The organism is Actinomyces wuliandei (assembly GCF_004010955.1).
Taxonomy (GTDB): Bacteria; Actinomycetota; Actinomycetes; order Actinomycetales; family Actinomycetaceae; genus Actinomyces; species Actinomyces wuliandei.
Genome location: NZ_CP025227.1, coordinates 651,650 through 672,496, shown reverse-complemented (window position 1 = coordinate 672,496; position 20,847 = coordinate 651,650). Strand labels below are relative to the sequence as shown.

Here is a 20,847-nt window from a genome sequence, read left to right as displayed (position 1 = left end):
GCGCCAGGGCTCACGCGGTCTCGCCGACCCGGTAGCCCACCCCCCGCACAGTCACGACGATAGAGGGGCGCTCCGGGTCCTTCTCGATCTTGGCCCGCAGACGCTGGACGTGGACGTTGACCAGCCGGGTGTCCGCCGGGTGCTGGTAACCCCACACCTGGCTGAGCAGCTCCTCGCGGGTGAAGACCTTCCACGGCGAGCGGGCCAGCGTCACCAGCAGCTCGAACTCCAGGGGCGTCAGGGCGATAGTGGTGCTGCCCCGGTTGACCTGGTGACCAGCGACGTCGATATCGAGGTCCCCGGCACGCACGTGCTCAGCAGCGCCGGGGTTGGTACGGCGAAGGCGTGTCGAGACACGGGCCAGCAGCTCCTTGGACTTGAAGGGCTTGGTGACGTAGTCGTCGGCCCCGGCCTCAAGCCCGGCAACAACGTCCTGCGTATCTGTACGCGCGGTCAGCATGATGATGGGGACGTCGGACTCGGCCCGGATCAGCCGACAGATCTCAACACCGTCAAGCCCGGGAAGCATGAGGTCAAGAAGCACCAGGTCGGGGCTGGACTCCCGAAAAGCGTCCATAGCCTTGGCCCCGTCGTGGCAGAGAGTGGGCGTGTAGTTCTCCGACTCCAGCATGATGCCGATCATCTCGGCAAGGGAGGCATCATCGTCAACTACTAGAATGCGCGTGCTCATGGGCATATCTTGGCATGAGGTCGCGGGGTTACCCGACACCGGCACCCTTGGAGTGGCGTTCACAGTTTCAGTTAAGGTATTGACACCTTTCCACAACTACCTCAGGACCACCATAGCGCCACCTGGAAAGAGCCTGCACGCCACAGTGGCAGATGGGTGCTCAGGCACACCCTGCCCCGCCACGGACAGTAAGCACTCCACAGCAGGCTCCAGGCAGTCGGCCGACACAGCCGACCCCATCGCTCCTCTGCTGAGACCCTGCTGCGCCCCTGCTGCGACGGATATCCTCCGACAGGCGGAGGGCACCGGGCTCCACACGTGGCACGATGCCTCTATGAGCGCCGATACCGCCGACACCACAGCCTGGGAGCCGCCGACACCGAGCGATCCTGCGGGCCAGGTCACCGACAGCCTCGTGGCCACGGGGCAGCACGGCACCGTCCGGCCTCCACACAACAGCCAGCCGGTCCCGCCCGTCAGAACCGGGCCAGGGCCTGACGAGCTGGACGAGGCGGGCGGGCCGCCCCTCCGTTCGGACAGCCTGCGCCCTTACTCGGGCGGCCACCGCCCCGGCATCATCCCGCTGCGCCCCCTCAGCGTCGGGGAGGTGCTGGAAGGCGCCTTCACCTCCCTGCGCACCAGTCCCCGGGCCATGTTCCTCCCCTCCCTGCTCGTCATGAGCCTCATCGGAGTCCTCACCGCCATCATCAGCGTCCTGGAGGTCCAGGAGATCATCCTGCCCACCCTGGCGGAGGAGAGCGAGGCAGACGCCACCGGCTACATGTCCGAGCTCCTGCTTGGCACCACCCTGAGGAGCCTCCCGGTGAGCCTGCTGAGCTATCTGGCGACCATGGTCCTCAACGGGCTGCTCATCGTGCCGGTGTCACGCATGGTCCTGGGGCACGTGATCACCCCCGCAGAACTGTGGCGGCGCACCAGGGGCAGGATCTGGGCACTGATCGGCCAGAGCCTGCTGATCACCGCTGCCGTCCTCGCCTGCAGCCTCCCGGCCGTCGCACTTGTCGGTGGCCTGGGCTACGCGGTGGCCTCGGCCGCCTCGGACGGCGCCAGCCTCCTGGTGACGCTGCTGGCCGCAACCGCCACCACCCTGGTCGCCCTGCTCCTCCTTCTCCTCGTCCCGGCGCTGGCCGTCATGCTGTCCCTGGCCCCGGCTGCCCTGGTCCTGGAGAACGCCAGCGTGGTGGAGAGCCTGCGCCGCTCCTGGAGACTGGTCCGCAGCGGCTTCTGGCGCGTCGTGGGCATCCTGCTGCTCACCCTGGTCATCGTCACAGCGATCAGCACAGCGGTCCTGGTGCTCAGCTACCTGACCGGCTACCTGACCGGGCAGATCGCCGCCCAGGCTCCGCAGGCGCTGACCGTGCTCACGGCGGTGACGTCGTTTATCAGCTCCTTGAGCAACGTGCTCATCATCCCCTTCTGCGCGGCCGTGACGGCTGTGACCTACACCGACCTGCGCATGCGCGCCGAGGGCCTGGACGTCGAGCTGCGCCGGGCTACAGGAGCCTGAACCGTGCCACCACCGTACCTGCCCGGGGGCTCCACCACCGTCCCGGCTCCCCCGGCCCGCTGGTCCCCAGCGGCAGCCCTCGCCGCAGGCCAGGCCGTCGCGAGCGGGGCGCCGGCGACACCGGACGCCGAGGAGGCCCGGCGGGCCGCCCAGGAGGAACTGTCCCGCCGGGTCTACAACGACCACCCAGGTCTTGCTGAGAGGCTGTGGACATGGGTGAGCACCCGCCTGGACGTGACGGCAGTGGTGCCCGGGGCACCCTCGTGGGTGTCAGTGGCTGTCGTCGTGCTGTGCGCTACAGCTGCCGCCTGCTCCCTGCTGCTTCTCCTGCGCCGCGTCGCCGTGGTACGCCGGGTCCACGGGCTGGACGCTGTCCTCGCCGACGACCGGGACTCAGCCGCCCTGGCCCAGGCCGCTGACCAGGCTGCCGCACAGGCCGACTACGCTACCGCCGTCGTCGAGCGGTTCCGTGCCGTGGTCCGCTGCCTGAGCGAGGTCGGCATGATCGAGGAGTACCCGGGAATGACGGCGGCCGAGGCCGCTCGTGCAGCGAGCACCTCCCTGGACAGGCTGGGCAGGCACCCGGCAGGCGGAGCAGACGCCAACCGTCTGCACAAGGCAGCCAGGCTCTTCGACGGCGTGTTCTACGGCCACATCAGCCCCACTTCCAGCCAGGACGCCTGGATGCAGCAGCTGGCGGCCGACGTGGCAGAGCTGGCCGGCAGCACACGGACGCGCACAGCCTCTCTGGTGAGGGAGGAGTCATGACCACTGTCACCTCCCGGGAGACCCATGTCGAGGACGTCGGCGCCAGGCTGCGGCAGTGGCGCCCCCTCGTCCTGGCAGCCAGTCTGCTCCTGGTCATCACGCTGGTCGTCACCTGGCTGCGCCCCTCCCAGTCCGAGGTCTCCCGCGCACCGGACAACCCCGGGGCAGAGGGGGCCATGGCTCTGGCTGAGCTCCTCCGCGCCGAGGGGATCGAGGTCGCCAGGGCGGGCACGCTCCCCCAGGCCCTGGAGGAGGTTCGCGACGGGGCCACCGCTGTCGTGGCCAGCCCAGGAAGGCTGACCACGACCCAGCGCGAGTCCCTGGCGCAGGCGGGAGGAGACATCGTCGTCATCGGCGACCTGGGGGACAGCCTTGAGGGACTGACCAGCGCCCGCACCGACACCTCCTCGTCCGCGACGTCCGTCCTGACTGCGCAGTGCGGGGAGGAGGACGCTGTCGCCGCCGGGTCCCTGGCCGGGTCTGCCGCCTCCATCGACCTGTCCGAGTCTCCGCAGGCCACCGGCTGCTTCCCCCTGGCTCAGGACCGGTTCGCCTACGCGACCGAGCCGCTGCCCAGCGGGGGGACGCTACGCCTGGTCGCCGACGGGTCCCTGGTGACCAACGCCCACCTGCCCGAGGCCGGGCACGCCGCCCTGGCGGTGCGCGCTGCGGGCCGTCACGAGCACGTCACCTGGATCGATGACCGGACCGCCACCTCCCCGGGGGCCTGGGACTCGCCCGCCCTTCCCCCCTGGCTGCCTCTCCTCACGCTGGACCTCGTCCTGGTCACGGTGGTGCTGGCGCTGGTGCGGGGACGACGTCTGGGCGCCGTCATCACCGAGGACCTGCCGGTCGTGGTCTCCTCCACTGAGACCACCCTGGCCCGGGGGCGCCTCTACCGGCGCGCGGCAGACCGGCAGCGGGCCGCCGAGGCCCTGCGAGCGGGCACGGCGAGACGCCTGGGGCGCACCCTTCAGGTGCCTCCGGAGGCAGGGCGGGAGCACCTGCTGGACGCGCTGGAGAGGCTGGCTGGTACTGACCGCCGACGGGCGGTTGTGCTGCTCTACGGTCCCGTGCCCCCCAATGACAAGGCCCTGGCCTCCCTGGCCATACGGCTTGACCACCTTGAGAGCGAGGTTCGTTCCACATGAGTATCGTCGACCCGCCTGCTGCGACGGGCTCCTCCCCCACAGCCTCGATGGAGAGCACCACCGCAGACCCGCGCGAGCGCCTGGTGGCGGTACGCACCCAGGTCGGAAAGGCTGTCGTGGGACAGGACGCGGCAGTGACCGGGCTGGTCATCGCCATGCTCGTCGGCGGCCACGTCCTGCTGGAGGGCGTGCCGGGAGTGGCCAAGACGCTCCTGGTACGCACGCTGGCCACCACCCTGACGCTGGGCACCAAGCGGGTCCAGTTCACTCCGGACCTCATGCCCGGCGACGTGACCGGGTCCCTGGTCTACGACTCCCGTTCCGCACGGTTCTCCTTCCGCGAGGGCCCGGTCTTCACCAACCTGCTGCTGGCTGACGAGGTCAACCGGACACCACCCAAGACCCAGGCGGCACTGCTGGAAGCCATGGAGGAGCGGCAGGTCTCCGTTGACGGCGAGTCCCGCACCCTGCCGGAGCCGTTCATGGTCGTCGCCACCCAGAACCCTGTGGAGTACGAGGGCACCTACCCGCTGCCTGAGGCCCAGCTGGACCGCTTCCTGCTCAACCTCGTCCTGCCCAGGCCTGAGCGCTCCCAGGAGATCGAGGTCCTCTCCCGCCACGCCGCCGGCTTCGACCCGCGCAACCTGACGGAGGCCGGGGTCCAGGCGGTCGCTAGCGGGCAGGACCTGGCTGCGGCACGGGAGCAGGTACGCACCGTGGGGGTGACACCGGAGGTGCTGGGCTACATCGTGGACCTGGTCAGGGCCACACGCGCCATGCCCTCGGTGTCCCTGGGCGTGTCTCCGCGTGGAGCCACAGCACTGCTGGCAGCCTCACGTGCCTGGGCGTGGTTGGCCGGACGCTCCTTCGTCACCCCTGACGACGTCAAGGCCCTGGCTGTCCCGGCCCTACGCCACCGCATCCTGCTGCGAGCCGAGGCGGAGATGGAGGGGACCACCACCCGGGCCGTGGTCGACTCCGTCCTGCGCTCGGTGCCCGTCCCCCGTTGAGGAGCCGGATGTTTCTGACGATGCGCACGCTGTGGGCGCTGCTCCCCAGCATCGTGGTCGTGGTGCTCCTGCCCCGCCCGGCGCTGCTGGTCGCCTGGACCGGCGTGGTGGCGCTCCTGGTGGCCGCCGATGTGGCAGCGACACCGTCGACACGGCACCTGAGCGCGCAGCGGCGTACGGCACAGGCGATCCGCCTGGGGGCGTCGACAACCTCCACCGTGACCGTCACCAACAGCGGCCCGCGTGCTGTCACGCTGTCCCTGCGGGATGCCTGGCCTCCTAGCGCGGGAGCCAGCGGGGAGTACGGGGACCTGCTCGTCCCAGCCGGACAGGACCGCCAGCACGTCACCAGACTCACGCCCTGGCGCCGGGGCCACCGCCAGGCAGGACCGCTCGCCATACGCTCGACAGGACCGCTGGGGCTGGCCGGCCGACAGACCTCTCTTCAGGCAGAGGCGACACTGCGCGTCCTCCCCGCCTTCAGCTCCCGGCGCCACCTGGCCTCCCGCCAGGCGCGCCTGCGTGAGATGGACGGACGCAGCGCGGTCATCACCAGGGGGGAGGGCACCGAGTTCGACTCTCTACGGGGCTACGTGGTCGGGGACGACGTGCGCTCCATAGACTGGCGCTCCTCCGCCAGGCGAAGTGAGGTAGTGGTACGTACCTGGCGCCCCGAGCGTGACCGGAGAGTCCTCATCCTGCTGAGCACCGGCCGGACGTCCGCCGTGCGCCTGGGGGACGAGCCCCGGCTTGACCTCCAGATCGAGGCGGCCCTGCTCCTGGCCGCTCTCGCCTCCCACGCCGGGGACCGGGTCGAGGTGGTCGCGCTGGACAACGCCGTCCGTCTCCAGGTCCGGGGTGAGTCAGGGCCGACACTGATGAGCACGCTGGCTGACGGCCTGGCCTCCGTGGAGGCGCAGCTGGTGGAGCCGAGCTGGCCCCTCATGGCCTCAGTGACCCGCTCCTCGCTCAGCCAGCACGCCCTGGTCGTGGTGCTGGCAGCGCTGGACGGTGCCGGTGCCGACGCGGGGATGCTGCAGGCACTGTCCACCCTGGCGCACCAGCACACAGTCGTCCTCGCCTCCGCCACGGACCCCTCCCTGGAGGAGCTGCGGGCCCAGCGCAACGACACCGAGTCGGTGTACACCGCCTCCGCCGCGGAGAAGGACCTCATTGAGCACGACGCGGTGCGACGGCACCTGCACAGGACCGGTGTCGTCGTGGTCGAGGCCAGCGGGAGCAGGCTGGCTCCCGACCTGGCTGACACCTACCTGGACCTGAAGATCGCGGGACGCCTGTGAGCAGACAGAACCCACCGCAGCCACAGGACTCGCCGCCCTCCTGCCGGCACCCCGCCCACAGTGCCTACCGTGCCTACAGCCTCCCAGCCCGCCCAGACCTCCGCAGACCGGGGCTACCCGGCCTCCGGAGCGTGGTAGCCCGCGTCCTGAGGTCCCAGGTCACCCGTGACGTCAGCCCTGGTAGCGCGACGCCCCAGGACGACCGTGTAGGCCCACAGGAGCGCCACCGCCCCGAGACCCACGGCAATCTTGAGCGCCCACGGAACGGGAGCAGGCGTCACGAACGCCTCGATCACTCCCGCCACCGCCAGGGCCACGGTCAGCCCCGCAGCAGCCGTCACCAGCACGCGGCCCTCGACTGCCAGGGCGTTGGCCCGCGACCGCCTGCCGGGAACCAGCAGCGTCCAGAACAGGCGCAGCCCGGCTCCACCCGCAGTCAGCACGCAGGTCAGCTCCAGCAGGCCGTGCGGGAGGACCAGGGCGAGGAACTGCCCCAGCAGGCCGTGGTCGGCCATGACCGCGCCGGCCTGTCCCAGGGCTACGGCATTGACCCACAGCACGGCGGCCGGCAGCACGCCGGTGACGCCCCCGGCCACGCAGACAGCCGCGAGGCGGGCGTTGGAGGTCCACACCTGGGCAGCGAAGTCCACCGGGGCGTGTGCGGTGTAGTAGGCCTCAAAGGCCTCATGGGCGTAGGCGTGACGCTGGCTCGGGGTCCCCAGCAGGCTCATCGCCTCAGGGCTGCGCAGCGTCCAGACCCCCACGACAAGGGCCAGCGCCACCTCTGCCACCGTGACGCCCAGCGTCCACCAGCGAACACAGTACAAGGCCGCGGGAACGGACTGGAGCAGGAAGCTTCTGGCAGTGCTCAGACTCACCTCACGCGTCCCTGCCAGGCGTTCCCGCGCCGCCGTGACACGCACGGACAGCTCGGCGACCAGCTGCGGGTCCGGGGCCGCCGAGCGCACCTGCGAGAGGTGGCGGGCGCACATCCGGTAGAGCATGACGAGCTCGTCAGCCTGGGCACCTGTCAGTCGTCTTCTGGAGACGAGCCGGTCAAGGCGGTCCCACTGGTCACGGTGCGCCGCAGCAAAAGCATCAAGGTCCACAACGGGAGTCTGCCATGACAGCCACGACAGCAGCCACAGCCGCGACAGCCACAACAGCCACGACAGCGCTGTCCCCGCAGTCTGCTGAGTCCTTCCAGCCCGTCCAGGCCACCCAGGCTGGGACCAGACCCGACGTGGTCGTCACTGCCGAGGCCGTCGCCCTGGAGGCGCTGCCTGCCACAGCCGCCTCCCGGCTGCTGTCGGGAGCGGTTGACTACGGAATCTACGCGCTGGGAGCGACGCTGAGCCTCGCCACCATCGGCCGTCTCTCCGCTGCCCGTGTGCTGCCCTCCCCCTCCGAGGCCCTCCTCAGCGCCAGCCTGTCCCTGACCGCCTTCACATGGGTCATCGTGGTCCCGGTGGTGGTCGAGGTGCTCTGCCGCGGCCGCAGCGCAGGCCGCCTGGTCACGGGAACCCGGGTGGTGCGCGATGACGGCGGCTCCCTCAGGCTGCGGCACAGCCTTGTCAGGGCGCTGGTCAGCACCGTTGAGATCTGGGGGACCGGGGCGGTCCTGGCGCTGGTCAGCTGCGTGATGACCGGGCGCGGCAAGCGCCTGGGGGACCTGCTCGCAGGCACCTATGTAGTACGCGACCACTATGACGGCCTTCGTAGGGCTCCGTTGCTCATGCCTCCTGAGCTGGCGGCGTGGGCAGCCGACGCCGACCTGAGGAGGCTGCCCGGCCACCTGACGCTGGTGACCCACACCTTTCTCCAGCGCTCTGCCGGGCTGCGGGAGCCTTACCGGCGAGAGCTGGGCACGCACCTGGCCACCCAGGTCAGCCACTACGTCTCTCCTCCCCCACCGCCAGGTACCCACCCGGAACGCTTCCTGGCTGCGGTACTGGTGCAGCGGCGTGACCGGGAGCTGGCCCTGGAGCTGGGGAGACGTCATCTGGAGGAGACGGTGCGTCACAGCATGGCACGGCTGCCTTTTGAGGTCGGCAGCAGCGACGTCCAGTAGCGCCCGGCAGAGACAGCTCCCACAAGCCCCGACAGGCAGCAGACGCCATCGACGACGCGGACACCCGCCCCTCAGGGTGTAACCAGGGAAGGAGGGGGCACGCTGGCAGCGGCTCCACCACAGCCCCTCCTTCTCCACCCCGTTCTGCTCCCTACTTACTCCTCTGCCTCCTCCTTCTCGCCGCGCAGGACCCTCAGGTGGCCGCGGCGCAGGATCTCTCCGTCAGCCACCTCCGGCGGCGGAGGCAGCGGAGCCGTCACGGGCCCGGGCATCACCCCTCCCGGACGGGGACGACGCTCAGCAGGCGAGGGCGCCGGGCGAGGAGCACGAGAGGCCTCCCGCACCGCGTCAGCCAGCGCCAGCAGGTCGTCCTCGCTCGGTGGGGCGGGTGCGAAGTCGGTCGCCAGTCGAATCACCTGCCAGCCTCGGGGAGCGGTAAAGGAGGAGACGTGCTTCTCGCACAGGTCGTAGGCCTCGGGCTGCGCCTCAGTCGCCAACGGCCCCAGGACGATCGTGGAGTCCGCGTACACGGAGGTCAAGGTGGCCACGGCGGGACGCTCGCAGCCGGGCCTGCGGCAGTGTCGGACTCTTCTCACGCACGCAGGCTACCGTGCCGCTGCCCCTGACGGGGAGGAATGCCGCATACGCTGGCGACCGTGACCTCCCTGTTCTCCCCCGTCGGCACCTTGGCACACCGCTCCGGCAGGCGACGCAGACGCGACCGGCACGGACGGGGGCAGCGCGGGCCGCTGCTCCCACCGAGCCTGCCAGCATGGCGGACTCGCGCTGAGCGGTTTGACGAGCTCGTCATCGCCGCCGCACGGGACCTGGCCACCCGGTGGCCCCAGGTCGAGGAGATCCAGTTCGCGGTGGAGGAGGTCCCGCCTTCCGACCCTGCCCCCTGGGAGCGGTCGGTGGTCCTCGGGAGGGGCTTCACGGCGGAGCCACGTGCAGGGTTGCCCGCACGCGTCATCATCTACCGGCGCCCAGTTGCCTCGCGCGTGGTCGGGAGCCAGGCGGGGCACACAGCGCTGGCCGAGCTGGTGCGCCAGGTGGTCGTCGAGCAGGTCGCCCTCATGCTGGGGCGCCGCCCCGAGGAGATCGACCCCGGCTGAGGTGAGAGCTGGTTCCCGCCAGCAGTCCTTGCTGTCCGCGCTGCCCGCACCCCACCCACCACTCAGCCCTTGCACGGCCCTTACTCGAGGAGGAGCCTGTGCTCGGCCGCCGCCGCCGCGTCAGGCTCCGCCGGGACCACGGAGAGCACGACTCCTGCGGCGTCCCCGGACACACGCGCAGCCACCACGGTCGCGGCAGCCACCGCGCTCCCCTCCTCTGAGGTGGTCAGCGTCACAGCGGCGACCTCGTCGGGAACGTCGACCCTGAGCGCCCCTCCGGCGGGAACCTCTACCTCCTCCTGCCACGACCCGTCAGCGCTGGCGAGGGTGACAGAGGCGGCCTGGCCCCCGTTGGCCAGGGTGACCACGGAGTTCAGGTCCTCGCCCCGAGGAACCGCCAGGACGCTAGCGTCCAGTGAGTCCTGGCGGCTGGCCTGGACCCACGCCTTGTCATGGACAAGAGCGCCCGAGCGCTCCGGGTACTCCCCACCGCTGCGCACCAGCTGTACCGCCGCCGCGACAGGCAGGTCCGAGGTCACCCGCATGCCATAGGTGCCCGGTGACACTCCCTCCAGGGAGACGTCAAACACACTGCCCGGGTCGATGACAACGCCCTCGGCTCCCGGCAGGGGCGCGGCCCCCTCCTCACCGAGCACGGTCACGTTGACGGACGCAGGCTCGCCGCCCGGGTTGACCACCCTCACGACAGGCGAGTCGGAGGAGACCGCTCCTGTGGAGTCCTCGGCCACCTCGCCCTGCTCCTCGGGGCTGGCAACCTGGACCCCAGGGACCACAAGGTCCGTGGCCGGGGCGGCACCACCTGTGACGACATCAGTTCCTGCTGCCGTCTCCCCGTCAAGCTCCTCAGTGACCAGCATCACAGCAAGGCTGCCACCCTCTGCCTCGACCGACACCGCCAGGCGAGGGTCGTTGGCACTGGCGGCCTCCAGGAGCAGGGACGTGTCAGAACCAGCCGGAACCGTGACCTGGCCGTTGCTAGGAAGGTCGAGTCGCCCCGTGGACCCATAGACAGTGACGTTCGCCGTCACAGTGGTGACCCCGGGATTCTCCAGCCGCAGCTGGGCGGAGGCCCCGGGCGCTGTAGAGCCTCCCACGATCCAGGATGTCGCGGAGGGCTGGATACAGGAGGCGGCAGTCAGGCCCCGCAGGTCCCCGCTGGAGGCCAAGGTTGTGACGGCGGCCGCAGCAGACGCGACCTGCCCCTCCTGTCCAGGCTCAACCACGAGGACACCGCCCTCCGCACTGCCCATGGTCGTGGCCAAGCCCTCCAGGGGCTCGTCGTCGTAAGAGAGCGACGCGGCCTCTCCGACCGGCACCACAGTCGTGGACGTCGTCATCGACGCGACCTCCACAGCCTGCAGCGTGTTCACGGGTGCGCCAGGACACACGTACACGCTCTGTGCCCCGCCCTGGGTCACGGTCACGGGGGCCACCTGGGGCGTGGACACCAGGGGGTGGACCTGTCCCCACCACGTCACGCCGGCAACGGCACAGGCCAGGACCAGCGCTGACACCAGCACCGCCCCGCGCCGCACGACACCGTGCCACGACTGCCGCGCAGGACGGGCCGCCGACGTCTCAGAGGCTCCTGGCACCTCCGCAGGAGACTGCGGCTGGGCCGCCTCCTGCGTGCGGGCCGCCTCGGCGTCAGTCTCCTCGTCAGGAGCGTACCCGGACGCCTCCGCCCCGTGAGAGGGGGAGGGGGCCGTGCTCTCCGGCTCGCTCACACCGTCTCCTTTCCGCGTCGCAGGGGCAGGGCAGCCACAGCCGTCACCACCCATGCGCTCCAGATCCCGTAGGTCAGCAGGGTCGGGACGATACCGCCCCTGTAGGTAACCTCCAGAGTCCCCTCATCGGCGGGCAGCACAAAAGCCTGTCTCCACTCCCCGTCCCCGCCCGACAGGGTCGTGGGCTCCAGAGGAGTCCCGTCCAAGGAGGCGCTCCAGGAGCTGCTGGCGCGCTCGGCCAGGACCAGGGTGCGTCCGTCCTGACCTCGGGGCAGGCGGGCGCTCGTGGCAACCTCGCCACCGTCAGAGGACAGCGGCATGCTGAGACCGTCGGCGTCCACGACCGTCAGCCGCGAGGGCTCCTGACCCTGCTGCGGTGCCACACGCCAGGCGGTACCAGAGGCGGTCTGCGCCAGCTGGTCCAGTCCTGGGGTGGAGGCCAGGCCGGAACGTGTCTCAGCAGTCAGCTCGTCTCCCGGGGCCTCGGCCAGGACCACGACGGCGATCCCGTGCGCTGCCAGGTCGGCAGCGGCCTCCTCGTCCTGCCCGGACACGGCCCGGGCGACCAGGTCGGCCAGGGCGCGGTCCGCGTCGTCGGCCAGCACCATGGGGACGATGTCAGGAAGAGCGTCCCCGGCCACGACCAGCCCGTGCTCCGAGACGCCCGGCACCCGGGCACGCAGCCGGGCACTGAGCACCTCCGGCAGGACGTCGGTCATCTGGGTACCAGGATGCCGCCAGATAGTGACCTGCAGACCCTCGGGAGAGGCGACCAGGTGCAGAACCCTGCCCTGGGTGCCAGAGGACTGGAGCTGGGCGGCGATCAGAGGAACCTGCTGCCCAGCACTGCTCAGAGCCATGGCCTGCTCAGAGCCCGCACGAGCCTGCCAGGCCCAGGCCGCACCCGCTGTCACAGGACCTGCTGCCACGACAAGGCACAGCCCTCCCACCGCCCACGACCGCCAGCCCCGCGCCCCCGTCGCGTCTCCGTCCAGGAGGGCGAGACAGGCGTCGCCAGCGACCAGACCTGCCAGCACAAAGCCAGCCAGGGCCATGGACAGCCCGGCCCCAGCCCACCCGGTGACAAGCACGCTGGTACCCTCGCCCAGGCTGGTCCCGGCTGCAGTGACAGTGCGGGAGGAGACGGCCGCCAGCGCCAAGCCGCCAAGTGCCAGGAGAAGACCGGTCCTCGCCCTGGCCCCCTGCCGCCCGGAGACCAGCAGGCTCGCTAGCGCCGCAGCCGGGACGACAGCCAGAAGGATCTTGCCGACCAGAGCCAGGGAGCCGTCAGCCAGGACAAGGTCCAGGTCCGTGGGTGAGCCCAGGAGCAGGTCCACCCCGCTGGGGGAGGTGACCGCAGTCGGCACGCCGGCGTCGGTCAGCAGCAGGCGCAGCCCCTGCGGCCAGGTCGTGGCCGAGCCCACCTGCCAGGCACGCCACCAGGCCGGGGCGGCTGTCAGCACCAGCGGCACCAGTGTGAGAAGCAGCCGATAGCCCCGCGAGGACCTCAGAGCCAGCACACCGATCACAAGAAGCAGGAGCGGGGCCGTCACCGCGGACGCAGCCACCACCACCGAGGCAAGAAGTCCAGCCGTGGCTGCCGCAGCCGCTGAGCCGGGACCGTACCGCACGGGTGTCGGTGCCCGACGCAACGACGGGCTGACCACGTCCCCGACCGTCCTTACCGCGTCCGGGCCGCTGGCCTCCAGGTCCTGGTCGTCCCGGTCCCGGTTGCCCGTACCGCCCTCGTCCTGGGGGCTGTCCTGACGCCCCCGGTCGTCCTCCTGGCCACCCTCCCGGCTGCTCTCACTGCTGTGAGCAGCCTCCTGCTCCTGACTGTCCTGGGCACCCTCTGCTGCGTCGGGGCCCGCCACAGGCTGGAGGTCCTCGACGGCACCCGTGTCCTGGTCAAGACGCGCCAGGTCCTCGACGCGCTCCTGGGAGAAGCGGTCCAGCTCCTGACGCTCCCTGTCCGTGAGCAGGTGCGCACCCACAAGGCCGGAGACAACCACGTCGCGGCGGTCCGCCCCCAGCGCTCGAGCCACAGCAAGAAGCAGCCAGGGCAGGACCAGGTGAACCAGGACAGCCGTCATACGCCCCTGCCCCACTGCTGTGAGAAGGTTCGGGGTCAGCGCCCACACGAGGCCGGCAGCCCAGCGCAGTCCCGCCCGGCGCGTCACCGTCCCGGCAGCGAACCAGGCTCCCAGGGCTGCCAGGGGCACAGCAGCCACAAGAAAAGCATGGACTCCCGTGTCACCGTCAACACCGACCAGGCTGCCCAGCGCCATCGGCAGCGCCAGCACCGCCAGAAGAGGCGAGGGACCGCCGGGGTAGCCGTCGCCGGAGGGAATCCAGGCCGACCAGGCAGCCTCCCACAGCTCACGCCAGCTGGTGGAGAGAAAGGCAGAGGCCCCGCCGCTGACCGAACGGGTCAGCACCACGCTCGACAGCCCGGCCGCCGCCAGGACAAGGACAGGCAGCACCAGGGCGGCCAGCACTCTTCTCCTGGTACTGGCCAGGGCAGCCAGCTCACGCACCTCCAGCTCGCTCGGTGCCCGGGAGCGCGCCGCGCGCTCCCGTTCCTGGCGCACCTGGTCCCTGCGTGCCGCGCGAATCCGGGCTGCCGGGACGTAGAGCCTCCCCAGGGCGGAGCGCGGCACCCGAGCGTGCTGGGACAGACGACGACGGCCTGACCTGACGCAGCTGGCGCGCCCAAGGACCTCACAGGCAGCAGCCACCTCGTCACGGGCCAGCGCAGGATCCTTGGAGACCAGCCGCCACAGTCCACGAGCCAGCCCCAGAAGCATGAACCACACCAGCAGCAGGACCACGGGACGCGAGGAGAAGGCAGCCCAGTTGGTCAGCTGGGCCTCCCGCCGCTCCCGGAAGGAGCGCTCAGGGTCGGGGTCCGGCAGGTCGGTGACCGGAGCCGCCCCCTCTCGGCGAGCAGGCTGCCGCGCGGGCCGCAGGCCAAGGTAGGAGGCACGACGATGGCGCAGAACGGCCTGGGGCTCGACGACGACCCTGTAGCCGCGCAGGCGGACGGCACGGGACAGCTCCAGGCCGTCCCCGAAAGGTCCCAGCCACGGCGCGGTACCACCGACCTCGTCCCACACGGTACGCGCTACCAGGGCACCGGCTGTCCCCACCGCGAGCACGTCGCTGCGATCGTCGTACTGTCCCTGGTCCACCTCACCGGGGACGATAGAGTTGTCCCTGCGAGCCGAGGCCGTCGTGCTCAGCCCAACCTCCAGAAGCTGGTCGGGATGGTCCCAGGAGACCTGCTTCGGGCCGACGACACCCACGGACCGGGCATTGGCCGCTGCCGCCAGCAACGCACGCAGGCAGTCCTGCTGCGGCGCGGAGTCGTCATGAAGCAGCCACAGCCACAGCCTTCGTGACTGCCCCTCAGGATCAGGGACGATCAGGCGTCGTTCCTGGCGCGTCACCGCGGACAGTGCCCCGGCGACCGGGTCAGCGGCCGGGCCGGGAGCCACCCCTCCCGGGGAGCGTGCTCCCTCCGACACGTCCCAGCCCTCACCGGAGCGAGCACGTCGACGCCCCCCCGAGGCTACGAGGTCGATGTAGGCGGCGAGCCCGGAGGCGACCGCGCCACCGAAGGTAGAGGCCTCCCCGGCGCGGACGATACGTACCGCGCTGGAGGCGTCAAGCCCGCAGCCCTCCACAACCTCCTCGATCGGCGTGCCGTCCCCCAGCCCGTTGACCCGGGAGGCGACGTCGACGACGAGAACGATCTCCGCACGACGCGCCTGGGACGCCAGGCCACTGAGCGTCTCAGCCAGGAACGGGGTGTTCCCGGCCGTCACGACAACTGCCAGGACACCCGCGTCAGCCTCTGGCTCCGACCTGCCCCTTGTGATCCTGTCGTCAGAGCCGACTGGCGTCATACCGCGCGACGCTTGAGCTTGCGGCGTTCACGCTCAGACAGTCCGCCCCAGATACCGAAGCGCTCGTCGTTGGCGAGGGCGTACTCAAGGCACTCCTCCCGCACCTCACAGGTCGCACAGACGCGCTTGGCCTCACGGGTGGAGCCGCCCTTCTCGGGGAAGAAGGCCTCCGGGTCCGTCTGGGCGCACAGAGCACGCTCCTGCCACGCCAGGGGACCCTCGTCAAGATCATCACCACCGCCGAAAAGGAACAGCAACGCCTCGGTGTCAGGCTCCTCTGGACGTGTCAGTGGCCCGTCGCCGAGGATGTTCCACATATTCGGCCTCCCTTCAACTTACTTGCTTGCCAGTAAGAATTACATGCGCGCCGGACCGGGCGAGTCAAGCCCGAGAAGGAAACTACACCCTCTCGCAACCATCGACATCGTCCGTTGACAATCTACGAACTGCCTCGCACTGCGGGTACTCTATGGCGACTTCCTACAAGACACCTGAGAAGAGGCCAGGGCTATGCTGACAACACTTCCGCACCTACTTTCTGGCGGAATCGCAGGCCGTGGCACAGCCCACGACACGCCCTCCGCGAGCCTCGATACCGTGATAATATCCCACAACCGCACCAGCCCCCAGTGGATCTGCCTCAATTCTCCGACATGTATGCGCAACTTCTTGAGACCCTCCCCACCACCCATGACTCAGATAGGCCGTGGCTGGTTTGTTATGGGCCAGACCAGCGAGTCGAGCTCACTGGGCACGTGCTGTCCATGTGGCACGCCAAGATAGCAGGACTGATCACTAATGAGGTGCTTTTCGGAGATGGAATTCACGTAGGAACCGGGGTTCACTGGCGGGGACTGACATGGGCCTGCGGAGCGTGGCTCGCAGGCCAGCACGTCCTGGTCGGCACCGCAGACGCAGTCCGGGCAGCAGGTCTGTCACCAGGGCTCAGCGTGGCCTTGGACGACGAGCAGCTGTGCCCCGACGCCGAGGTCCAGGTGCTCGCACCGCCCCAGTCGCTGGCGCTGCGGTGGCCCGCGCCACTACCGCCGCTGGTGCTCGACGGCGTCGCTGACCTCATGGCCTACCCGGACCACTACGTTTCCCCTCCCGGGACCGCCGCCCCGCCTAACCTCCTGACTCAGCTGGACCGGCTGGGTGGACGCACCCCATGGTCCGAGGAAGACCTCTTAGGGACCCCCCGTCACCAGGACCACCGGAGCTGCTGCGGTCCCGGCCCCGAAACCCGAGCCCCGGGTCCGGCGCCAGCCCCGGCACGGCCTGCCGACGGTCGGCAGGCCGTGCTGGTGCACGAGAGCACCCTGGCACCAGCCCTGCGCGGGGTCCTGGCCGCCTGGCGAGCAGGTCGAGTGGCAGTGCTGCTCATGGAGGGAGCGGGAAAGGCCGTCGCAGAGGCAGCCGCACGCCAGGAAGGAGCGACCCGATAGCCCACACGCCGGCTTCCGGGCGGGGCACGGCGTACGCCCCAACCGGAAGCGGGCAGGTCGCCACAGGGTGCCGGGGTCGGGACGCCCACGAGGTCAGGGGACGTCAGCCTGGACCAGGGTCCCGTTCCCCTCCACCGAGAGGGTCCGCTCGTCGGCGCCGACAAAGGCAGCCTGCCCACGGTCGAGCCCCAGCTGTCCCGCCGCTGTCGTCAGCACGGCGGATCCCTGGACCGCCAGCACGATCCGTGGCCCCCGGCCAGGCACCTGAAGACGGCCGTCCGTCGGCACGACAGAGGTGACCATGAGTTCGAAGTCGTCCACGGGAGCGTAGTAGGCGCGGGTCGCGCGTGACAGGTACTCGGGAGCGGGACGTACTGGCGGTGCCGCCACGTAGCTCACGCAGGCCAGGACCCCGGCGACGTCAACGTGCTTGGCGGTCAGGCCAGCCCGCAGCACGTTGTCGGAGGAGGCCATGACCTCCACCCCCAGGCCGCTGACATAGGCGTGGACACTGCCCGCAGGGACGAACAGTGCCTCCCCGGGCTGAAGAGTCACAGGGTTAAGCAGGAGCGCTGCGGCGATACCAGGGTCACCCGGAAAGCTGCGCGACATCTCCAGCACGTTGGAGTCCACCCTGCGGGACGGGGAACGGCCGGCTTCCACGCGCTCGGAGATCTCCTCGACAAGAGCTGCGACCGCGTCCTCCTGCGGCCGGGTACCTGCCGAGACCAGGTCCGTAAAGACCTGGCGGATGCCGAAGCGGGTGGGATTGAGCCTCAGCGTGCGCCGCATGCGTCGCGCCAGGGGGCTGTCCAGGTCGGCAAGGACCTCGGCGGCACGCCGAGGTGCCCGGAACCCCGCCACCGCCTCAAACTGCGTCAGCGCCAGCACCATCTCCGGCTTGTGGTTGGGGTCCTTGTAGTTGCGGTCCGGGCTGTCCATCGCCACGCCTGCCTCCTCCTCCAGGGCGTAGCCCTGAGCCGCCTGCTCCTGGCTCGGGTGGACCTGGAGGGACAGGACACGGGCCGGGGCGATGAGCTTGACGAGGAACGGCAGCTGGGCGCCGAACCGGCGGATGATGTCGTCGCCCAGCAGCCGCTCAGGGTCATGCTGGAGGACCTGCGCCAGAGGCTGTCCACCTGCCACCAACGTCGGTCCCGCTGCGTGGGCGCCATACCACGCCTCAGCCCAGGGGCAGCCGTCGGAGGGCACGCCGAGCAGCCTGGGAATGGCTGTGGCAGAGCCCCAGTCATAACGCTGCCGGGCAGCCTCGAGACGCATCATAGAGGGCACCGTACCGGCGGCAGCGCACGGCTGGCTACAAGACGTCCTTGCGACGCCTCACAGGCCGGGGCCAGCCGGAGCTCCCGGCGTGCTGCATGGTCGCAGCCGCAGGCACCCGTACCTGGTCCGCAACCTGCGCAACAGATCAGCCTCGTCACCCCGCCAACCCACGCCCGGTAGGTCAGACTACGGGTATGCGAGGCATCATCCTGGCCGGAGGCTCCGGCACACGACTTAACCCGATCACCCTGGGCACCTCCAAGCAGCTGGTACCGGTCTACGACAAGCCGATGATCTACTACCCGCTGAGCACCCTTATGCTTGCGGGCATCCAGGACGTGCTCGTCATCACGACACCTCACGACGCCCCCAGCTTCCACCGCCTGCTGGGTGACGGCTCTCAGCTAGGCGTCAGCCTCTCCTACACGGTGCAGGAGGTTCCCAACGGGCTGGCACAGGCCTTCGTCCTGGGAGCAGAGTTCATCGGGGACGACAGCGCCGCCCTGGTCCTGGGCGACAACATCTTCTACGGCCCGGGGATGGGGACCCAGCTGCGTCGCCACACCAGCCCGGAGGGCGGGGTCGTCTACGCCTACCAGGTAGCCGACCCCTCCGCCTACGGCGTCGTGGAGTTCGACCAGGACCTCAGGGCTCTGTCCATCGAGGAGAAGCCGACGCACCCGAAGTCGGACTACGCCGTGCCCGGTCTGTACTTCTACGACAACGACGTGGTGGAGATCGCACGTAACCTCAGGCCCTCGGCACGTGGAGAGTACGAGATCACCGACATCAATCGCACCTACCTTGAGGCAGGTCGGCTCAGCGTCGAGGTCCTGCCACGGGGGACGGCCTGGCTGGACACCGGGACCTTCGACTCCCTGGCGGACGCCACAGCCTTCGTACGCACGGTCGAGGCGCGTCAGGGCATGAAGGTCGGCGCCCCTGAGGAGGTCGCCTGGCGCATGGGCTTTATCAATGACGAGGGGCTGCGCCGACGTGCCGAGCCGCTGGTGAAGTCCGGCTACGGACAGTACCTGCTGGACCTGCTGGAGCGTGAGCGCCGGGGCTAGGCAGACAGACCCCAGGCGGCGACGTGGTGGCGGGGTGCGCCCCGGCGTGGGGCGCACCCCGCACCAGGTACCAGGCCTGCACGCGCAGGGCCTGCACAGGGCCTACAGGGACCGGACGTAGTCCTCCAGGCGTTGCATCGAGTCGGCGGGGACAAAACCTGTGGACTCAATCTTGGACAGGTCCAGCGTGGACACGAGGGGGCGAGGTGCCACGTCCTGGTCCGCGAAGTACTCCTCCGTGCTGACCGGGGTGACATCCTGGGCGCTGTGCCCGGTCAGCTCGTAGACCCTCCTGGCCACGTCCGCCCAGGAGACCACCGCCCCCTCACCAGAGAGGTTGTAGGTTCCGTAGGGCGCCCCCGTCCCCAGGAGGTGGATGATGCCCGCCGCCAGGTCGGTGGTGAAGGTCAGGCGTCCTACCTGGTCGTCCACGACCTTAGGCTTCACCCCCTGGGCTGCCAGCCGGGCCATCGTGCGCACGAAGTTGCCGCCCTCACCCACCACCCAGGAGGTGCGCACCAGGTAGTGACGCGTGGTGGCAGCCACGGCAGCGTCGCCTCCCGCCTTGGACTGCCCGTAGACGCCCAGGGGGCTGGCGGGCTCCTCCTCTGCGTGGACCTGGGCGGTCCCGTCAAAGACGTACTCACTGGAGACGTGCACCAGTACCAGGCCGTGGGCGGTGGCAGCCCTGGCCAGATTGGCCGGACCGGTGGCGTTGGCCCTCCAGGACAGCCGACGCCCCTCAGGGGTCTCGGCGCCGTCCACGTTCGTCCACGCCGCAGCATTGACGACGACGTCGTAGTCACCCCACGGGAAGCCCTCCAGGGCAGAGGCGTCAGAGATGTCCACCTCGGGAAGGTCCACGCCCGTGGCCTCGTACCCGGCCTCTGGCAGCTGACGCATGAGCTCACGACCGAGCTGGCCGTGCGCACCGGTCACCAGTACCCTGCTGCCCGGCCTGCTCCCGCTGTCGGGACGGGAGGCGTGCGGCTCGTCCCCGGCCACCGTGGCAGCGTCGCTGTCCGCACCACGGGTACGGGGGGCGGCTCCTGGCAGCGACGCCCCCGGCGCCGGAAAGGGCGGCACCTCCTCCAGCGGCGGGTGCGAGCGGTCCTTGTCTGACAGCACCGCCTTCTCCAGAGGGATCGGCCAGGGCACGGCCACCGAGCTGTCGGCAAGGTTGAGGAAGGTGTAGCGGGCGTCAGGCAGCCAGTGGTCGTTGACCAGGTAGGTGTAGGCGGTGGCAGGCTCCAGGGTCTGGTAGGCGTTACCCACGCCGCGAGGCACGTAGACCGCCACGGAGGGGTCGATCTCACAGGTGTAGAGCGTCCCGAAGGTCGGCCCCTCGCGCAGGTCCACCCAGGCCCCGAAGACGCGCCCCGAGGCCACCGAGACGTACTTGTCCCACGGCTCCGCGTGGATACCTCGGGTCACCCCCACCTCGTGGTTGAAGGAGATGTTGTTCTGCACCGGGCCAAAGTCCGGCAGTCCCAGGGCGAGCATCTTCTCGCGCTGCCAGTTCTCCTTGAACCAGCCCCTGCTGTCCCCGTGCACAGGCAGGTCTATCCGCAGGAAGCCAGGAATCGGCGTGGTCTCGACCCGCAGGGGCCTGGCGGTCTCAGAAGTCATGGGCTCACCTATCTGGAGAAGTCGCAGTCCGGAGGAGTCAGGACATGCGGTAGAAGTATGTCGTAGAACGGCCCTGGCCGTCGGGGTGACGTCCCAGGAGCACCCGGGTCGTCCCCGCGCTACGGGAC

General features: G+C 70.1%; 17 protein-coding genes. 9 read left to right on the top strand and 8 right to left on the bottom strand.

Annotation, left to right across the window (positions count from 1 at the left end; genetic code table 11):
• Positions 1-10: 10 nt before the first annotated feature.
• Positions 11-691: an MtrAB system response regulator MtrA gene (mtrA, locus tag CWS50_RS02675; RefSeq protein ID WP_119836578.1), complete on the bottom strand. Its 681-nt coding sequence runs from the start codon at positions 689-691 to the stop codon at positions 11-13.
• Positions 692-1,025: 334 nt separating this feature from the next.
• Between mtrA and CWS50_RS02670 the strand changes: the two genes are divergently transcribed.
• The 5 genes from CWS50_RS02670 to CWS50_RS02650 are packed head-to-tail and all read left to right on the top strand — an operon-like array spanning position 1,026 to position 6,449.
• The gene (locus CWS50_RS02670; RefSeq protein ID WP_127841557.1) at positions 1,026-2,219 is read left to right on the top strand and encodes a DUF7847 domain-containing protein; all 1,194 of its coding nucleotides are present in this window, start codon (positions 1,026-1,028) and stop codon (positions 2,217-2,219) included.
• Positions 2,220-2,222: 3 nt separating this feature from the next.
• Positions 2,223-2,987, top strand: coding sequence for a DUF4129 domain-containing protein (locus tag CWS50_RS02665; RefSeq protein WP_243118426.1), 765 nt, complete (start codon positions 2,223-2,225; stop codon positions 2,985-2,987).
• Positions 2,984-4,138, top strand: a complete 1,155-nt coding sequence (locus CWS50_RS02660; protein ID WP_127841556.1) for a DUF4350 domain-containing protein — start codon at positions 2,984-2,986, stop codon at positions 4,136-4,138. The genes CWS50_RS02665 and CWS50_RS02660 overlap by 4 nt, the downstream gene beginning before the upstream one ends.
• 47 nt (positions 4,139-4,185) lie before the next feature.
• Complete coding sequence (locus CWS50_RS02655) at positions 4,186-5,148, top strand: AAA family ATPase (protein WP_206610494.1); 963 nt, start codon at positions 4,186-4,188, stop codon at positions 5,146-5,148.
• A gap of 8 nt (positions 5,149-5,156) precedes the next feature.
• On the top strand, positions 5,157-6,449 hold the full coding sequence (locus tag CWS50_RS02650) for a DUF58 domain-containing protein (protein ID WP_127841554.1): 1,293 nt from the start codon (positions 5,157-5,159) through the stop codon (positions 6,447-6,449).
• A 113-nt stretch (positions 6,450-6,562) separates the two neighbouring features.
• Here the strand turns inward: CWS50_RS02650 and CWS50_RS02645 are convergent, their stop codons facing one another.
• Positions 6,563-7,558 carry a stage II sporulation protein M gene (locus CWS50_RS02645; protein WP_127841553.1) on the bottom strand — a complete coding sequence of 332 codons (996 nt, stop codon included), beginning with the start codon at positions 7,556-7,558 and terminating at the stop codon, positions 6,563-6,565.
• 14 nt (positions 7,559-7,572) lie between these two features.
• Between CWS50_RS02645 and CWS50_RS02640 the strand changes: the two genes are divergently transcribed.
• On the top strand, positions 7,573-8,520 hold the full coding sequence (locus CWS50_RS02640; RefSeq protein ID WP_127841552.1) for an RDD family protein: 948 nt from the start codon (positions 7,573-7,575) through the stop codon (positions 8,518-8,520).
• A gap of 155 nt (positions 8,521-8,675) precedes the next feature.
• Here CWS50_RS02640 and CWS50_RS02635 read toward each other — a convergent pair whose 3' ends face one another.
• Positions 8,676-9,116 carry a DUF3499 domain-containing protein gene (locus CWS50_RS02635; RefSeq protein ID WP_127841551.1) on the bottom strand — a complete coding sequence of 147 codons (441 nt, stop codon included), beginning with the start codon at positions 9,114-9,116 and terminating at the stop codon, positions 8,676-8,678.
• A 60-nt stretch (positions 9,117-9,176) separates the two neighbouring features.
• Between CWS50_RS02635 and CWS50_RS02630 the strand changes: the two genes are divergently transcribed.
• Positions 9,177-9,635: a metallopeptidase family protein gene (locus tag CWS50_RS02630; protein WP_243118425.1), complete on the top strand. Its 459-nt coding sequence runs from the start codon at positions 9,177-9,179 to the stop codon at positions 9,633-9,635.
• A gap of 80 nt (positions 9,636-9,715) precedes the next feature.
• On the opposite strand, the gene CWS50_RS02625 is transcribed toward CWS50_RS02630, so the two are convergent.
• The 3 genes from CWS50_RS02625 to CWS50_RS02615 are packed head-to-tail and all read right to left on the bottom strand — an operon-like array spanning position 9,716 to position 15,608.
• Positions 9,716-11,383 carry a DUF5719 family protein gene (locus CWS50_RS02625; RefSeq protein ID WP_127841549.1) on the bottom strand — a complete coding sequence of 556 codons (1,668 nt, stop codon included), beginning with the start codon at positions 11,381-11,383 and terminating at the stop codon, positions 9,716-9,718.
• The gene (locus CWS50_RS02620; RefSeq protein WP_127841548.1) at positions 11,380-15,291 is read right to left on the bottom strand and encodes a glycosyltransferase; all 3,912 of its coding nucleotides are present in this window, start codon (positions 15,289-15,291) and stop codon (positions 11,380-11,382) included. The genes CWS50_RS02625 and CWS50_RS02620 overlap by 4 nt, the downstream gene beginning before the upstream one ends.
• Positions 15,288-15,608: a WhiB family transcriptional regulator gene (locus tag CWS50_RS02615; RefSeq protein WP_119836589.1), complete on the bottom strand. Its 321-nt coding sequence runs from the start codon at positions 15,606-15,608 to the stop codon at positions 15,288-15,290. The genes CWS50_RS02620 and CWS50_RS02615 overlap by 4 nt, the downstream gene beginning before the upstream one ends.
• Before the next feature lie 336 nt (positions 15,609-15,944).
• On the opposite strand from CWS50_RS02615, the gene CWS50_RS02610 reads away from it, so the two are divergent.
• Positions 15,945-16,736: a TIGR03089 family protein gene (locus CWS50_RS02610; protein WP_127843180.1), complete on the top strand. Its 792-nt coding sequence runs from the start codon at positions 15,945-15,947 to the stop codon at positions 16,734-16,736.
• Between the two features lie 93 nt (positions 16,737-16,829).
• Here CWS50_RS02610 and manA read toward each other — a convergent pair whose 3' ends face one another.
• Complete coding sequence (gene manA / locus CWS50_RS02605; protein ID WP_127841547.1) at positions 16,830-18,020, bottom strand: mannose-6-phosphate isomerase, class I; 1,191 nt, start codon at positions 18,018-18,020, stop codon at positions 16,830-16,832.
• Between the two features lie 194 nt (positions 18,021-18,214).
• Here manA and rfbA point away from each other — a divergent pair, with 194 nt between their 5' ends.
• Positions 18,215-19,090 carry a glucose-1-phosphate thymidylyltransferase RfbA gene (gene rfbA, locus CWS50_RS02600; protein WP_127841546.1) on the top strand — a complete coding sequence of 292 codons (876 nt, stop codon included), beginning with the start codon at positions 18,215-18,217 and terminating at the stop codon, positions 19,088-19,090.
• A 102-nt stretch (positions 19,091-19,192) separates the two neighbouring features.
• Here rfbA and CWS50_RS02595 read toward each other — a convergent pair whose 3' ends face one another.
• A complete protein-coding gene (locus CWS50_RS02595; protein ID WP_127841545.1) occupies positions 19,193-20,719 on the bottom strand; it encodes a sugar nucleotide-binding protein in 1,527 nt (508 codons plus the stop codon).
• Positions 20,720-20,847: the final 128 nt, after the last annotated feature.

Coding starts and splice junctions, on each gene's coding strand:
- mtrA (WP_119836578.1), bottom strand. CDS start 691: ATGAGCACGCGCATTCTAGTAGTTGACGATGATGCCTCCCTTGCCGAG.
- CWS50_RS02670 (WP_127841557.1), top strand. CDS start 1,026: ATGAGCGCCGATACCGCCGACACCACAGCCTGGGAGCCGCCGACACCG.
- CWS50_RS02660 (WP_127841556.1), top strand. CDS start 2,984: ATGACCACTGTCACCTCCCGGGAGACCCATGTCGAGGACGTCGGCGCC.
- CWS50_RS02655 (WP_206610494.1), top strand. CDS start 4,186: ATGGAGAGCACCACCGCAGACCCGCGCGAGCGCCTGGTGGCGGTACGC.
- CWS50_RS02650 (WP_127841554.1), top strand. CDS start 5,157: ATGTTTCTGACGATGCGCACGCTGTGGGCGCTGCTCCCCAGCATCGTG.
- CWS50_RS02640 (WP_127841552.1), top strand. CDS start 7,573: ATGACAGCCACGACAGCAGCCACAGCCGCGACAGCCACAACAGCCACG.
- CWS50_RS02620 (WP_127841548.1), bottom strand. CDS start 15,291: ATGACGCCAGTCGGCTCTGACGACAGGATCACAAGGGGCAGGTCGGAG.
- CWS50_RS02615 (WP_119836589.1), bottom strand. CDS start 15,608: ATGTGGAACATCCTCGGCGACGGGCCACTGACACGTCCAGAGGAGCCT.
- CWS50_RS02610 (WP_127843180.1), top strand. CDS start 15,945: ATGTATGCGCAACTTCTTGAGACCCTCCCCACCACCCATGACTCAGAT.
- manA (WP_127841547.1), bottom strand. CDS start 18,020: ATGATGCGTCTCGAGGCTGCCCGGCAGCGTTATGACTGGGGCTCTGCC.
- rfbA (WP_127841546.1), top strand. CDS start 18,215: ATGCGAGGCATCATCCTGGCCGGAGGCTCCGGCACACGACTTAACCCG.
- CWS50_RS02595 (WP_127841545.1), bottom strand. CDS start 20,719: ATGACTTCTGAGACCGCCAGGCCCCTGCGGGTCGAGACCACGCCGATT.